General features: G+C 65.4%; 1 protein-coding gene. It reads right to left on the bottom strand.

From position 1 onward, the window contains the following. Positions 1-237 (bottom strand): hypothetical protein (locus tag KW841_RS30220; RefSeq protein WP_218480755.1); only part of this gene is annotated, 237 nt, incomplete at both ends.

Genomic DNA, 237 nt, shown 5'->3' with positions numbered 1-237 from the left:
TGAAGCCGGTGATGGTCAGCGTGCTGCCCAGTGGTGTGGTGATCGATTGCGGGAAGCCCGCGGCTACGCCTCCCGTGACCACGGCGATGCCGCCGACGGTCAGGGTGATGACGCCGTCCAGTGCGGTGACGGTGAAGGTGCCGTTCTGGGTCAACGCCGTGGCATCCGGAGCGCTGCCGTCGCTGAGGTTTTTCTCGAAGACGGTGAGTTCGCCGCCCTCGACGTTCAAACCGCCAA

The sequence above is a fragment of the Pseudomonas sp. PDM28 genome, assembly GCF_019219115.1.
In the GTDB taxonomy this organism is placed as follows: Bacteria; Pseudomonadota; Gammaproteobacteria; order Pseudomonadales; family Pseudomonadaceae; genus Aquipseudomonas; species Aquipseudomonas laurylsulfatiphila.
The sequence above is the reverse complement of the archived record's forward strand: the minus strand, read 5'-3'. Positions and strand labels throughout refer to the sequence as shown.